This window comes from Ignavibacteriales bacterium (assembly GCA_016709765.1).
In the GTDB taxonomy this organism is placed as follows: domain Bacteria; phylum Bacteroidota; class Ignavibacteria; order Ignavibacteriales; family Ignavibacteriaceae; genus IGN3.
In genome coordinates this window covers 411,078-424,621 of the sequence record JADJMD010000013.1, presented here as the reverse complement: position 1 = coordinate 424,621, position 13,544 = coordinate 411,078, and the positions used below count along the sequence as shown (strand labels likewise).

The 13,544-nt window shown below is 32.9% G+C and carries 12 protein-coding genes; 11 read left to right on the top strand and 1 reads right to left on the bottom strand.

Annotated features, from left to right (window positions below; translation table 11 throughout):
• Positions 1 to 65: 65 nt before the first annotated feature.
• Positions 66 to 1,673 carry a hypothetical protein gene (locus tag IPJ23_11545; protein ID MBK7631313.1) on the bottom strand — a complete coding sequence of 536 codons (1,608 nt, stop codon included), beginning with the start codon at positions 1,671 to 1,673 and terminating at the stop codon, positions 66 to 68.
• 312 nt (positions 1,674 to 1,985) lie between these two features.
• Here IPJ23_11545 and IPJ23_11540 point away from each other — a divergent pair, with 312 nt between their 5' ends.
• From IPJ23_11540 to IPJ23_11490, 11 genes are all read left to right on the top strand, one after another.
• Positions 1,986 to 2,219 (top strand): hypothetical protein, encoded by a 234-nt coding sequence (locus tag IPJ23_11540; protein MBK7631312.1) that lies wholly within the window; start codon positions 1,986 to 1,988, stop codon positions 2,217 to 2,219.
• Positions 2,212 to 2,511 (top strand): hypothetical protein, encoded by a 300-nt coding sequence (locus IPJ23_11535; protein ID MBK7631311.1) that lies wholly within the window; start codon positions 2,212 to 2,214, stop codon positions 2,509 to 2,511. Before IPJ23_11540 ends, IPJ23_11535 begins: the two co-directional genes overlap by 8 nt.
• The gene (locus IPJ23_11530; protein ID MBK7631310.1) at positions 2,477 to 5,107 is read left to right on the top strand and encodes a toprim domain-containing protein; all 2,631 of its coding nucleotides are present in this window, start codon (positions 2,477 to 2,479) and stop codon (positions 5,105 to 5,107) included. Before IPJ23_11535 ends, IPJ23_11530 begins: the two co-directional genes overlap by 35 nt.
• 502 nt (positions 5,108 to 5,609) lie before the next feature.
• Positions 5,610 to 5,837 carry a hypothetical protein gene (locus IPJ23_11525; GenBank protein MBK7631309.1) on the top strand — a complete coding sequence of 76 codons (228 nt, stop codon included), beginning with the start codon at positions 5,610 to 5,612 and terminating at the stop codon, positions 5,835 to 5,837.
• A gap of 194 nt (positions 5,838 to 6,031) precedes the next feature.
• Positions 6,032 to 6,268, top strand: a complete 237-nt coding sequence (locus IPJ23_11520; GenBank protein ID MBK7631308.1) for a hypothetical protein — start codon at positions 6,032 to 6,034, stop codon at positions 6,266 to 6,268.
• 1 nt (position 6,269) lies between these two features.
• Positions 6,270 to 6,545, top strand: coding sequence for a hypothetical protein (locus tag IPJ23_11515; protein MBK7631307.1), 276 nt, complete (start codon positions 6,270 to 6,272; stop codon positions 6,543 to 6,545).
• A 1-nt stretch (position 6,546) separates the two neighbouring features.
• On the top strand, positions 6,547 to 6,975 hold the full coding sequence (locus tag IPJ23_11510) for a hypothetical protein (protein ID MBK7631306.1): 429 nt from the start codon (positions 6,547 to 6,549) through the stop codon (positions 6,973 to 6,975).
• 216 nt (positions 6,976 to 7,191) lie between these two features.
• Positions 7,192 to 7,530: a hypothetical protein gene (locus IPJ23_11505; protein MBK7631305.1), complete on the top strand. Its 339-nt coding sequence runs from the start codon at positions 7,192 to 7,194 to the stop codon at positions 7,528 to 7,530.
• A 70-nt stretch (positions 7,531 to 7,600) separates the two neighbouring features.
• Positions 7,601 to 8,869 (top strand): TolC family protein, encoded by a 1,269-nt coding sequence (locus IPJ23_11500; protein MBK7631304.1) that lies wholly within the window; start codon positions 7,601 to 7,603, stop codon positions 8,867 to 8,869.
• Complete coding sequence (locus tag IPJ23_11495) at positions 8,862 to 10,037, top strand: efflux RND transporter periplasmic adaptor subunit (protein ID MBK7631303.1); 1,176 nt, start codon at positions 8,862 to 8,864, stop codon at positions 10,035 to 10,037. The genes IPJ23_11500 and IPJ23_11495 overlap by 8 nt, the downstream gene beginning before the upstream one ends.
• Entirely contained in the window at positions 10,037 to 13,135 is a 3,099-nt protein-coding gene (locus tag IPJ23_11490) for an efflux RND transporter permease subunit (GenBank protein ID MBK7631302.1), read from the top strand. The genes IPJ23_11495 and IPJ23_11490 overlap by 1 nt, the downstream gene beginning before the upstream one ends.
• The last annotated feature ends 409 nt before the right edge of the window (positions 13,136 to 13,544 follow it).

The window sequence follows — 13,544 nt, the reverse complement described above, 5'->3', positions numbered from 1 at the left end:
TTAACACTTGGAAAGTATTTGTTAGCTACCTTCTAAGTTAAATGAATGGACAGACGCTAGTTTGATTAGCTATATAGAATAGATTTTGCAGGTACGATGGGTATGAACCATTTAATTTTGTTATCAGTTGCTGGAATAAAAATTACAGTATATGTTTTGGAAGAGTTAATCTTATCTTTAGAGAATTTTGATTTGTTTAAGTAGGAAGAAAACTTATTTTTAATTGACAAAGAAGATTCAACGTCAGCTATAGATATTTTGCAACCTTCTATTGCATTGATAATGCTCTGAGCACCACGCTCTGGTGAATCATATTCTTTTTTCTTAGCATATTTTTTTGTGAGATCTTTATAATCTACGGGAGTATTTGGTTGTGCCATTAGTGCAGCCAAGTAATACATACCAACGGAATTAGCTAGAAGTATTGGACCGCCCTCATAATTAAAATTTACTTCCCAATAGTTGCCGCGATATTTTATAAAATATTTTTCTATATCGTTTTTAATTTGCTGTTTGTCTGTGTTTTCTTTTGTGACCAACGTGTACTTACGATTAAACTCATACCAGAATTCTGGAAGTAATAATATATCTGAGGAGTTTAGTGGTGTTAATGCATTTATGCAACGATCCATAACATCTACTGAGTTGTAGCTATATACGAATTTACTTAAGTCCTTAAAGAATTTAGCATTTTTGGTACCATAAAGTAATTTGTTTTTTTGCACGAGCATTGATACGAAGCATTGCGATAACTGTTCCGGAGTAATATCAATGATAGAAAGATCAATTAAGTTACCATTGCCTTTAATTCTTGGTAAAATATTTTCAGCATTTTTATAATGGAATATTTTCTTAATTAATTCATCATCTTTAAATGAAGCCAATTTGTTCAATAATTCATTTTGCCTTTGTAGCGGCAGTGAATCGGTGTTAAAGAAAATACAATTCTTATTTGCTGTTAAAGGAATTTCATTTTCACTTTCAGATAAATCAATAATACTATAATCCTGGTAATTGTACTTAAGTAATAATCTTATAGCCTCTTCTGCTATTATCCTGGAATCAGATACAATAATATTTATAGAATTATTACTGTAAGAAGGAATATTTTTATGCAGGCTTGGGAAAAGAATTTCTAATAATCCAGGCACAGCTTCTTTTTTCAAATTGACTTTTTTTGATTGATCGTTAATTTGATTTGTTTGGTCGAATAATTCAATAAACTTATTTACATCCTGAATTTTTTCTGTTCTTGAATTGGAATCAATAAAAATAAAATCTCTATAGCTAATGTATCCCTCAAAATATTTCTGAGTTTTAATATGATCCAATAGATTACTGGATATAAAAGGATATATAAAAATAAATTTAGATTTCTCATTTGAATTTATTTGGGTTAGATCTGAAATTAATTGAGCTTTAATAAAAAGTTTTTTAAGATGGTTTGTTGATCTCTTGGGTCCAAAGAATGATACATTCCCTAAAATTTCTTCTCTTACTTTATTAAATAAGTTTGTCTTCTTTTTGGATATCAGGTTTATAGCTTTTATTCCATTAAGTTCTTCAACATCAATCTTTTTTAGCGCTTGAACAATCTCACTTAGTCTGGAAAATATATTTGCCTGTGATAGTGAGTTAAATACTTCAAAAGCAGGATCAATTATTAATATCATAAAATTCCTTAGTTGATGTGCTAATCTAATAAATTCGATGTACACGATGTACACGCTGTACATCATTTTTTAGCAGCACAACAATAATGCCCTTATAAATTATAGCAAAAGAATATTTTTGATCTGACTCCTTAACCAATGCCGGTTATATTAAAAATAGATGGGTTTTACTCATCGTAATAATTTTAATAAAAAAAACTTGACTTCATGATCCAAACCAATTATACTTAATCATAGATGAAGTTTTATAGACTTCGAAGTTGCGATAAAAAAACTTGACTATTAATATCATATAATCGATATTGAACTTAGATGGTACTTAAGCCATCAACTAAATTGGAGGAAAATTTAATGGAACTAATAAAACCTGAGCGGCCAAAACGTGAACTAACTCAATTTACTGTTACGGTAGATGAAGATTGGAAACGGGAATTGTATGAGTCTGCTCATAAGCTGGATATGTCATTCCACGCACTAATCAAAGCCATTCTATACACATACATAAAGAAGAAAGAACAAGAAATAGAGGAATCTAAAAATGAATAACGAAAACTATATAACTAAGGATTTCAATCTAGCCGGATATCTTTTATATAAAGGATACAAGCTGATTGATCATCCAAGAACTAACGGTGTAACGATGTTTACTTTTGAAGATAATGGATCTATAAAAGTATCATTACAAAAATATTATTCAATGGAAGCGTTGATCGAACCTATAGGTTTTGGTAATGCGCTTAGGACACTTAAGAGTGTTCTGCACTCAAATGATAAAATAAATGCAAATTCAGGATTAAATAATTATGTACAACAATTCAAAGGTACCACAAAGCAATAAAACAATTGATGAACTAAAAAGTAAAATCAATGCAATACCGGCAGAACAAATTGCTGGTAAATTAAAATTAAATCTAACAAAGACCGGTTACTCATTACAGGGTAATTGTCCCTCCGGCCATACATCTACAAATGGTAGATGCTTTTCTATAAATACAAAAAATAACTATTGGCACTGCTTCAACTGTAATGCAGGCGGTGACTACATTGAACTAATAAAGGCTGCTAAGAAGATAGATTTTATACCAGCCTTAGAATGGTTAGCTACTGAATTTAATTTAGGGCCTGTACCTAAAGGTAAAGATTTTACTCCTCCTAGTCCAGAAGAAATTATACAAAGAGAACGTGATAGAGCTTATAGTGAATTATATGAAGAAGTTTATACTTACTTACATGAAAAACTATTTGAACTAGAAGGACGTCATGCTTTAGAGTATTTAATTAATGAACGCAAGTATGATAAAGATATTTTAAAAGAAACTGAATTCTGTGGATGGACAAGCGTACCAAATATTCGTGATCATCTAAAAATAATTTTTCCAGATGCATATAACCTAATTAATTCTTTATCACTAAATGGTCACAACGGTGATATCTATGATATCGCAATACCATATAGAGATAGAAAAGGAATGATAACTGGTTTTATAAAGAGATCAAGTAAACCATTAGGTGAACCAATCTTTAATATGGATAAAACTCCTAAGTTAGGTAGCGATGGTAAACAAATTCTATCTAGATATGATAGTACAACCGGTATATCAAAAAAGGATCTTTTTAATTTAGATAAAATTCATAAACAAGATACAGTTCTTATCGTTGAAGGTTATCCAGATGCAGCTTATTTAATAAAAGCTGGGTTAGATAATATCGTTGCATTAGGTCAAGGTATATTAAGTCAAACTCATATTGCAGGGCTAGTGGCTAAAAAAGTAAAGAATGTTATACTTGCTTTAGATAATGATGGTGTTGGTCCAGTTAATACCGAAGAGGCTATTAAGTTATTGCTTGAAAAATCTGATATCGTTCCTTTTATACTAAATCCAGAAAAATTAAAACCACATAAAGATCCTGATGAATATATCAGAGCCAATGGAATAAAAGAATTCAAGAATTTATTAAAAGAGTGTGAAAAGGGCTTGCGTTGGTTATGCACTAGATATGCAGATGCTGATGTGATTAAAGATCCCATACAAAGAGAAGAGGCTAAGAACAAATTATTAGAGCTTAGTTTGATTGTGAAAGATCCTGAAGATTTAGCTGACATCAAAAATATCTTCATAAAAAACTTTAACATAGCAAAGTCTGATGTAAATGATTTGATTAAATCAGTTAAAGAAGAAAAGAACTTAAAAGATTTTAAGAAGATTACTAGCTCAAGTGATAGTGCTGATCAAAGGTATTTTCCATTCATAGAAAAAAACACCAGCTCATATGCTTACTTTGATAAAACAGCAGATTCAGTGCATTTGGGTGTTACTAAGGATATCTTATCTAATATTTTATTGAGTGCACAACAACGCACCCCTGAAATCTTTCCAGCATTAAAAGCAGATTTTGATGTTACTTTTAATGAAAGATATGATTTAGAAAAAGAGATGTTCAACTTTTTCACACCAACAGAATATATGAAGCTGAACAAGACTGAAGAATTTCTTAACCCGGTAAAAGAATTTCCGCACATTTATCGCTTACTCATCAATTTAATTCCAAAGTATAAAGAGCGTAAACGTTTTCTGAACTGGCTTGCTGGAATATTACAGACAAGGATGAAACAGCAAACAGCCTGGGTGTTTAAGAGTGATCAAGGTGCAGGAAAAAACCTTATGCTTTCATACATACTAAAACCATTGTTTGGTAGTAAACAGGTTGCGATGGTAAATGACTCACAGTTAGCCAGTGAGTTTAATCCCTGGTTACAGAATGCAATACTAATAGCCTTTAATGAAATAGCTCACGATAATAACACTCGTAATTCAGTTAAGTCCACTATTAAAACAATTATTACTGAAGATGAAGTAACGATAAATGAAAAGAATGTTAAAAACTTTACGATAACTAATTATGTTAACTGCATCTTCTTTAGTAATGAAAAAATTCCGGTATTTGTTGAAGATAAAGATAGAAGGTTAAATATAGTTACTGCTGCAGGTGTACTTCGTAACTATGAATGGTTTAATAAAAACCCTGAAGCTTTTATAGAAGACTTAAAAAAAGAGCTGCCAAAATTTGCTCAATTCTTAATGAATTATAAATATGATGCTCAATTGGCAAAAACTGTTATTGATAATGATGATAAGAAAGCTTTAGTAAGTGTGGGAATGAATAGGTACGAAGAATTTGCTTATCATCTGAAGAAAGTGGATGTGGATTGGTTTAATGAAAATATCCGTAAAGATATATTTGGAACACCTAAGTCGCTAGAAGAAAAAGATGTTAAGGAAAGTAGAATATTAAAATCCAGAGCATTGGAATTGTATAAAAACATTTATGATCAGAATTATGCTTCTCTGGTTGATCTAGGAAAGAAACTCAAGTTATACGGGATAGTTTCTTATAGAGATAAAAGGGATGATAGCCATTACTATCAATGGTGAAAGTTGGGCAGGGATGGGGCAGGGATGGGCAGGGATAAAAATTATCGCGAATATGTTGAAAATGAATTAAAATGAAAGGATTTCCATAGATGGCAGGGATGGGCAGAGATAAAATACTACAAACAAAAAATATTTTATAAATAAAAAAATATTCTACAGCTGTAGTTGAATTAAGTCTGCCATCTATGGTATCTATGGTAATGTGCGAATTTAGAATGAAATCAAAAGAAATAATTAAATCATCTATGCCCGCATCTATGGAAAAATCCATAGATAGAATTGATAAAAGGGTAAGTGATGTTATAACTACCCAGGTAGGCATCGAAGAACAGTAAATAAAATAATAAAAACCTACCCCCGTAGGAGTAGGTGCTATGGTTACGCAACTGTAGCTCAATTAAACAACCAACACAACCCACGGGTTGTTTAGGTTACGCAACAAATAATGGAGGAAATTATGGTTTACTTAAATGGTGGGGATGGTAAGACAATAGAAACAAGTATGATTTTATCAGGCCCTAAGGATCACATAGAAGGTAGAATTTATTTATCTAAAATAATGGAATATCTCGTTCAATATTATGAGTACGATGATTATACAATGGAAGATGTTGAAATAAATTCTAAACGCTTTAATATAACAACTGCGTACTTATTTATTAAGAATGGTAAGGTTGTAGATAAACTCTATATAGATACAACAATATTATTTCACGTATGTAGTAAGTAATTAGATGGGGCGTGTATGTTGTTTATGCTATTCAACACTACACAACACTGCAGGGCGTGCAAGTGCACAACCTACGCACCCGTGCTTGTTACACAACAACACAACGACCCCAATCTAACATATACAAAAAACCGGCTGTACGACGTGTACACAGTGTACAACCTGTACAGCCAAAATTTAATAAGGAGAAAAATATGTCATCATATAGAGAATTAAATAATTTAATAAGCCAGAGTGGAAAGTTCTTTAACAAGAAATACAAGAACCTGTCTGCAGCAGAACAAAAAGAGCTGAGCAATTTATCTTATAACATAAAAATAACTAGAGAAGATTTGCTCAAGAAAGCAATTGAAAAGCAGCTTGCAAAACAGCAGCAAATTCAAGACTACGAAAACAATAATTTAATGAAAAAATTAAGCAGAGGAGAATAAAATGGTTTTTAATAAAATAAAAATAACCGATAGCGATGGCTCAAGTCCAGAAAAAGCTATTGTAAATCAAAACACAAAATCTCATTCAGAAGGAGTTGATGCAGAATATGAATACCTGGAATCTATTTACGGTAAACAAAATGTTGAATGGAGATTAAATGAACAGATAATGGCAGTTTACAGAAAAAAATTTTATGATATACTAAAGATTAAGTTACGAAATGGGCAAAAGCGAACATACTGGTTTGATATAACTTCGTTTTATGGAAAGGAGTGATATGTTAAAATATATATACACCCTAGCAACACTACTTGATTCAAAATCCAGAAGTAGAAAACATTATAGTCCTGATGTTGTCCTATCTGATCTCCTTGATACGGATCTGGATGAGATAGATTTTGTAATGTCTCTATCAGAACTTGAACTTATCTATGGATTTGAAATCCCTAATAAATTATTCGACCGGACAAATATCACCATTGGAGAATATGCTTATGAACTATCTCAACTTCCGTTGATTCCTGATAATTTATACGAAGAATTCTATGATATAAAAATGGAAAGTATGAGGCTGACAAAGAGATATATTCAGCTTGAAATAAAAATAGATGAAGAATCTCTTCGTGAAAAGAATGAAATCAATCAGGAGTTTGAGTTACTTACTGATCGCTTGAATGTTTTGCTTGGAAATATTTTAGTGAATTAAAAAGGGGGGTTGCCCCCCCCAAATTCAAATTTTATTAAATAATGAAGACAGATGACAAGGAATATGGGCAAGCTATAGCAACATACGAGAGTGGAATTTCCTTGTCATAAGATGTATACTTTAATAATGCTAAATCATAGCACTATCCGGTGCTAAAAAGCACGATGTAAAACATTTCATTGATTGCGAAGAGGCAATAGTTTATATTTGGGGTGTATGAATAGAACAATTCAAAAAATCAAAAGAGTGATAGGAATAGCAGTACTAACAGTATTTGTATTTTCATTTTTACACTCCGAATTAGGCTTCTTAAACCACGATGATGATAATCACTCGTCACACGATCATTGTACTATTGTGAATGGAAGTACAACACCGACTTCAAAAACAAATACATCGGAATTGACAAAACTAAAAATACAATTTGTATTTATTCCAAAGATAGTTGAAGTAGAAAATCAAAGAGCGTTAAGATTCTTTTTAGAAACTGATAATCCCCACTTTACAAATAAGACAAACAAAGTTTACCTGGATAACAATACTTTTCTGATTTAGCCTTTCCCTCAAAATCTGTCAGTCCGATTACCGGACAAAAACTAAATAATAAATTTTAATTGGAGAAAATATGAACAAGTATTTCATACTTGCCGCATTAGCATTATTTATATCAAAGCTAAACGGGCAAACTGAAATAAATCAATTATCACTTAACGAAGCGATTGAGATTGGGGTAAGACAAAATCCTGAAATATTGCAATCAGCTGAGAATATCAATGCGGCTAAAGGAAGGTTTTGGAAAGGTATATCATTGCCACAGCCTGAGTTAGAGCTGAGCTTGGAATATGCACCTGTTAACACGAGTTTAAGCAATTACAGCGAAAGAACTCTTGCAATATCACAATCGTTTGAATTTCCTACTAACTACTTCCTAAAAGGAAATAAATATTCCAAAGAAGAAGAGATTGCGTTGGAGCAATTCTTATTAAAAAAATACGAGTTAGTCAAACAAATTAAAAGCGCATACTTCAAAGTACTTGCAGATCAGAGCATAGTAAAATATTCGGAAGAAAATCTGATCATCAGTGATGACTTTTATAAAAAAGCACAAATAAGATACAATGTTGGTGAAGGAACTAATATTGAAGAACTGACAGCAAAAGTGCAATTAAGTGAAGCTAAAAATAAACTTGAAATAGCGAAGAATAATCTAAACACCTCTTTAGCAGAACTAAATTATGTACTTGGCTATGGAAATCAGAATAAAACATCGTCCTTACTACTAACGGATTCTCTAATATATACTGAACACAATTTTAGCTTAGAAACAGTTTATCAAACAGCGGAAGAAACAAATCCGCAGATAAAAGAAGCTAAGCTTAATAATGGGATTGCCGGTGTAGAAAAAACACTTGCGTGGTCATCATTACTGCCAAATTTCAATTTTGCATATTTCAAGCAATCCAGAGATGGGGATAACGGGTTTTATGGTGCGTCATTTGGAGTTTCAGTACCTCTATGGTTTATAATGGACCAACGAGGAGCAATACAAGAAGCCAGTGCAAATGAATCAATATCTGAGGCTTTACTTCAACAAACAAAAAATGAAATAAGATTAAAACTAAAAAATGCTTACACAAGTTATATAAATAATCAACAGCAGATTAAAACATATAATGATGACATACTTCCGCAAACTGAGGAAGTTTATAGAACTGCAATAAAGAGCTATGACGCAGGTGAATTATCTTATTTGGAATATATGCAGGTTAAACAGCTGGTGATAAACGCAAGAGAAAATTATATAACTGCTTTGTTCAATTACAACAATTCGTTGTTTGAATTAGAGGAAATTATCGGGAAAAACATTTATGAATTGGAGAATAAAAATGATTGATAAAAAATTATACACTCTGATCGTGATAATGATTTTAACTTTATTACAGATTGGATGCACAGAAAAACCAGAAGAACATAATGATGAGCACAGCGAAGAGCATTCTGATTTAATAACACTTTCAACAGAATCAATCGAGCAGATAAAATTAAAATCACAAACGGTATCGTTACAGCCATTCAGCGGATTTCTTAATATTCCTGCAGAAGTAAAAACTAACCAGGATAATGAAGCACAGATCGGATCCTTGATACAAGGAAGAGTACATAAAGTATTTGTTAAAGTTGGTGATTATGTAAAGGCCGGGCAGCTCTTGATGACCGTTGAAGGACTTGAAGTTGGAGAAATAAAAGCAGGTTACTTAAAAGCGAAGGCTAACTATGATAATGCAAAAGCAAATTACGAACGACAGAAAAAACTATTCGATGAAAAAATAGGGTCACAGAAATCCTTATTAGAAAGCCAGGCAGAGTATGAAAAAGCTACTGCCGAGTACCGTGCTGAAGACAAGAAAATACATTCAGTTGGATTAAGTGATGAGGATGTTATAAATGAAAAAGATGGGGATGAACATACCTCCGGAACTTTGCCAATTAAATCTCTTATAAATGGTGTTGTTGTTGAAAGAAATGTTGTGATAGGACAGGTTGTTGATGCAACCACCAATGCTTTTAAAGTAATAAATACAAGTAATGTTTGGATTGATGGTCAAATCTATGAAAAAGATTTGGATAAGATTACGCAAAACTCAAAAGCATACTTCACCACGATCTCAAATAAACAAAACAGACTTGAAGGCAGAATCATATATATAGGACAGACGGTTGATGATAACACCAGGACAATCTTAATTAGAGGCGAATTTGTAAACCAAGGCAACAAATTAAAGCCTCAAATGTATGGAGAATTACAAATACCTGTGGGATCAAATGCAAAAGCAATTTTGATTCCTGAAGAATCAATAGTAAAAGAAGCAGGACAAAGCTATTTATTCATTCAAACAAGTGATACAACTTTTGAAAGAAGAGATGTGATAGCCGGAGAAACATCAGGCAATTTGATTGAAATAAAAGAAGGTATTAAGCAAGGTGAAAAAGTAGTAACCGATGGTGTGTTTTATCTAAAAAGTGAATTGAAGAAAGATGAAATTGCGGAGGATGAACACTGATGTTAGAAAAAATAATAGAATATACATTGCATAAGAAAGGAATGATAATATTCCTATCACTTGTGATAATAGCATTTGGTGCATACTCATATTTTACATTACCGATTGATGCTTTTCCTGATGTTACAAATATCCAGGTTGAAATTGTCAGTCACGCAGATGGACTATCGGCAATAGAAATAGAAAGAAACGTAACTTATCCAATCGAAACATCAATGCGAGGATTGCCGGATGTAGAACAAATGCGTTCTGTAACAAAGTTCGGGCTATCCATAGTAACAATAATATTTAAGGATGATGTTGATATATACTTTGCAAGACAACTTGTATTTGAACGATTGGCAGAAGCTAAAGAAAGTGTGCCTGAAGGTGTTGAAATTGAAATGGGACCTATTGCCACTGTAATGGGTGAAATATATCAATATACTCTTGAAGGAAATGTACCTGCGGATTCTCTGGAAAAAATATCTTATCTGTCAAATCTTAGAACCATCCAGGAATGGATTGTAACACCGCAGTTAAAAAGTGTGGCGGGAGTAAATGAAATAAATTCATTTGGCGGTTACTTTAAGCAATACCAGGTAATATTATTTCCTGATGCTTTAATAAAATATAACCTGACGACTGAGCAAATCTTTACTGCAATAGAAAACAATAACCAGAATGTCGGTGGCAATATACTTGAGAAGAATGCGGATCAGTACATTGTGCGAGGTGTTGGACTAATTAAAGATATTTCAGACATCGAAAATATAGTTCTGAAATCATATGATGGCACACCAGTATTTCTAAAGGATGCAGCAAAAATAAAAGTTGGTGAAGCTGTAAGAATGGGTGCCGCAATGATTGATGGAAAGGATGAGTGTGTTGGTGGTATAGTTATGATGCTCAGGGGTGAAAACAGCCGAGATGTGGTTGATAGAGTAAAAAATAAAGTTGATGAAATCAATTCTAATAATGTACTTCCGGATGGAATAAAATTAGTGCCGTACTATGACAGAAGTGATATTGTAAACTCAAGTGTTAGTACTGTAAACAAAGCATTGATTGAGGGAGCCGTTTTGGTACTTATAGTACTTTATTTATTGCTAAGAAGTTTTAGAGGTAGCTTTGTTGTTTTAATTGCACTGCCACTTTCGCTGCTAATAACTTTTATTGTTATGAAAATCGTTGGATTAAGTGCCAATCTTATGTCACTTGGAGGACTTGCAATATCAATAGGAATGATAATCGACGCAACGATAATTCAGGTTGAAAATGTACAAAGGCATTTGAGTGAGGAAAGCACTAATAAACCAAAACTATTAACAGTACTAAAAGCAGTTTTGGAAGTAAGAAAACCAAGCATCTTTGGAGAATTGATAATCGCATTAACATTTATTCCAATACTATCATTAGAAGGTATTGAAGGAAAAATGTTTGGACCACTTGCAAAGACAGTTGCAATCGCACTGCTTTCTTCAATGATGCTTTCAATATTTGTGATACCGGTTTTATGCTCGATGTTTCTAAAGTCACAGCCGGAAAAAGAAAGTATAATCATTAAGTATGCAAAAAATTTATATCAGCCCATTCTTGAATATTCGATGAAGAAAAAATTTACTGTATTAGGAATCGCTGGAATATTTTTGGTGATTGCTCTATTTCTATCTACAAAACTTGGTTCTGAGTTTATACCTATTATGGATGAAGGTGCATTTGATATGGATGTTGCTCTGCTTCCAGGAGTGTCTTTGTCTAAAGCAATGGAAGTCAATCAGCTTGCAGCACAAAAGATGAAAAAATTTGATGAACTTGAAATAATAGTTTCAAGAACGGGTCAAACAGGTATTGCCCTTGATACAAGAGGCGTTGATAAAACCGGTTACGTTGGTGTTCTAAAACCAAGAAGTGAGTGGAAGCGTGATATTACGAGAGATGAATTAACAAATGAGATGAGGGAAGAACTGGAATCAATACCAGGAATTGGATTTGGATTTAGTCAACCGATACAGTGCAGGATAGATGAAATTGTAGCGGGTACACGAGCGCAGTTAATTATAAAACTTTTTGGTGATGATATTGAAGTACTTAAAAAACAATCGGATGAAATAGCAAAAACTCTCAGTACAATTGAAGGAGTAACAGATCTGATGACAGAAAAAGTAAGCGGTCAGCCTTATTTAACAGTTAACATTAACAGATCAGAAATCGCAAGATATGGATTGAATATAAGGGAAGTTCAGAATGTTATAGAAATTGCAATTGCAGGAAAATCTGCGTCGAAACTTTATGAAGAAAATAGAAGCTTTGATATAACCGTACGATTGCCTGAAGAAAAAAGAAACTCGATAGAAACGATTGAAAATATTCTTATTCCAACAAGCAATGGTGCAAACATACCACTTGGGCAATTAGCTGATGTAGAAATGATCGAGGGACCTGTTCAAATCAGCCGTGAAGACGGCATACGCAGAATAGGTATTGAAATGAATATAAGTGGTAGAGATATTGGAAGCTTTGTAGAAGAGGCAAAACAAAAAATAAAAAACAATATTCAACTACCTGCAGGTTATTATCTAACGTGGGGCGGACAGTTTGAAAACCAACAAAGAGCTATGAACAGATTGATGATAATTGGACCAGCCGTTATCGGCTTAATTTTACTTTTGTTATTTGTAACGTTTAAATCAATAAGATTAGCTCTTCTCGTAATTTCAAATTTGCCATTTGCACTTATCGGTGGAATTATATCTTTGTACATATCAGGATTGTATTTATCCGTTCCTGCATCAGTTGGGTTTATTGTGCTATTTGGAGTAGCTGTTTTAAATGGTGTAGTTCTTGTTTCAAGAATATCCCAATTACGTGAGGAGGGTGTAGAGCTAAGAGATGCCATAGTTAAAGGAAGCCTGGATAGATTTAGACCCGTATTGATGACTGCATCGATAGCAATATTTAGTCTAATACCTATGTTGTATGCAAGTGGTACAGGTTCAGAAATACAAAAACCACTTGCAACAGTGGTGGTTGGTGGATTGATTACCTCTACTCTTCTTACTCTGCTGATCATTCCATCAGTGTATAGCTGGTTTGAAAAGAGAAATGTTGGAGCATAAATGTAAAGAGTGATTTTCGGCCTACTGTTTCTTGCAGTAGGTTGTTATTAAAAATTATAATGCAAATGAGATGAAAGAAATTAAGACTTGGGGGTAGGATAATGCTCTTTCACGAGATCATTGAGAATGGACTTAACTATTTATTGGAGCAATCTAAAAAATAAGTTCAAACCTTATCTCTCCAAAAGGGTGGTAGGGTCCCTTAAACCCCTGTCAATTATAATCTCCACTAAGATGTTTTGTGGTAGTCTTATACCCACTAGAAAATCGGGTTTATAAAATTTTTATTAAGAAAGATTAAACCACATTTTATAATCACCATCCGGTTTATTCTTTGCGGTGGGTCCCATCTAGGGCCCGCCCCGCCATTGCTGGTTCCTAATCAGAAGCGACCAGAATCCATCCTATT